This window comes from Nocardioides sp. CPCC 206348, from assembly GCF_048654705.1.
Lineage (GTDB): Bacteria > Actinomycetota > Actinomycetes > Propionibacteriales > Nocardioidaceae > Nocardioides.
This window is the reverse complement of the sequence record NZ_JBMCZA010000186.1, coordinates 5,454-7,338: the sequence shown is the minus strand read 5'-3', so window position 1 is coordinate 7,338 and position 1,885 is coordinate 5,454. Positions and strand designations below refer to the sequence as shown.

The 1,885-nt window shown below is 68.0% G+C and carries 2 protein-coding genes; one reads left to right on the top strand and one right to left on the bottom strand.

Translation table 11 applies throughout. The features are described from left to right. Positions 1-357: hypothetical protein (locus ACOADB_RS15250; RefSeq protein ID WP_378600223.1), on the top strand; the 357-nt coding region annotated here is incomplete at its 5' end. 2 nt (positions 358-359) lie between these two features. Here the strand turns inward: ACOADB_RS15250 and zwf are convergent. Next, positions 360-1,844 carry a glucose-6-phosphate dehydrogenase gene (gene zwf / locus ACOADB_RS15245; RefSeq protein ID WP_378600220.1) on the bottom strand — a complete coding sequence of 495 codons (1,485 nt, stop codon included), beginning with the start codon at positions 1,842-1,844 and terminating at the stop codon, positions 360-362. Between the last annotated feature and the right edge of the window lie 41 nt (positions 1,845-1,885).

Genomic DNA, 1,885 nt, shown 5'->3' with positions numbered 1-1,885 from the left:
GAGAAGGTGGTGCCGCTCACGCGTGACGGCAGACCCGGCAGCTTCACGTCGCCGACGCCGTGGACCGCGGAGCCGGTGATCGACGTCAGCCGTTCCCCCGCGAGCACCGGCGAGCAGTCCGTGCGCGTTCGCTTCGTCGTGATCCGCCTCGTCGACGGAAAGCCGGTCACCGAGACCAGCCCGCCGACGAAGGGCGTGCTCGAGGCCGGAGCGGGATCCGTCGTACTCCGGCCACGGGTGAAGGAATTCCCGACCGAAAGGGTCGAGACCGGCGTGATCGTCGAGTGGTTCGCGGGCACCGAGCGGCTGGGTTGGTCCTCGGTCGGCCTCGCTGATCCGTCGCCGATGCTCGGCTGAGCTCAGCTGCCGAGGGTGTTCGGGTCGCGCCACTGCCGCTCGAACGGCAGTCGCCAGGCGTACGGCGCGATGAGCTGGTGGATCTGGTTCGGTCCCCAGCTGCCCTGGCGGTAGGGCCGGACGACCGGCGGGTTCTCGAGCAGCGGCTCGGAGACCTCCCACAGGCGTTCGATGCCCTCGGCGGACGTGAACAGCGTCTGGTCGCCGCGCGCGGCGTCGTAGATCAGCCGCTCGTAGGCCTCCAGCACGGAGCCGGCCCAGGTGGTGTCGCCCATCGCGAACTGCATCGAGAGCTTGTCGAGCTTCATGCCGGGACCGGGCCGCTTGCCGTAGAACGACAGCGACATCTTCGCCTTGTCCGCGAGGTCGAAGGTCAGGTGGTCGGGGCCGTGCTCGCCGACGCCGGAGTTCTTCGGGAACATCGACTTCGGGGGCTCCTTGAAGGCGATGGAGATGATCCGCGCCCCCTCGGCCAGTCGCTTGCCGGTGCGGAGGTAGAACGGCACGCCCGCCCAGCGCCAGTTGTCGATGTAGCACTTGAGCGCGATGAACGTCTCGGTCTCCGACTCGGACGCGACGCCGGGGATGTCGCGGTACCCCTGGTACTGACCGCGTACGACGTCCGCCGGGTCGATCGGCAGCATCGACCGGAAGACCTTGTTCTTCTCCTCGTTGATCGCGTGCGGCGTGAGCGCCGTCGGCGGCTCGAGCGCGATGAACGCCAGCACCTGGAACAGGTGGGTGACGACCATGTCCTTGTAGGCGCCGGTCGACTCGTAGAAGTTCGCGCGCTGGTCGAGCCCGAGCTCCTCGGGGATGTCGATCTGGATGTGGTCGATGTTGTTGCGGTGCCAGATCGGCTCGAAGAGCCCGTTGGCGAACCGGAACGCGAGGATGTTCTGGGCCGCTTCCTTCCCGAGGAAGTGGTCGATCCGGTAGATCTGCGACTCGTCGAACGTCTTGTGCAGCTCGCCGTTGAGCTTCTTCGCACTGGCCAGGTCGACGCCGAACGGCTTCTCCATGATGATCCGGCTGCCGCGCACGAGGTCGGCGTCCTCCAGGGTCTTCACCACCGACAGCGCGGCCTTCGGCGGCACGCTGAGGTAGTGCAGCCGGGTGCGATCGCCCTGGGCGCCGGCCTCGGCCTTGTCGATCGCGGCGCGCAGTCCGGCTGCGCCTTCCCCGCCCGGCGCCCAGTGCAGGCGCTTCGAGAACTCCGGCCACGCGGCCATGTCGCCGTCGGTGCCGGAGAACTCCGTCGACGCCTCGTGGGCGAAGGCGACGAACGTCTCGGTGGTGTGGTCGTCGAGGGAGGTGCCGACGATCTGCAGGTCCGGGATGAGCCCGGTCTCGAAGAGGTGCAGGAGCCCGGGCAGGAGCTTGCGTCGCGCCAGGTCCCCCGTCGCGCCGAAGAGCACGACCGTCACTGGATTCATCGCCATGTCGTCCACAGTGCCTCCCAGATGTTTCGAGGACCTTAACGCCATCGAACCATCACGAGGGTGACGAGAGCCGGTGGCGCAACCCG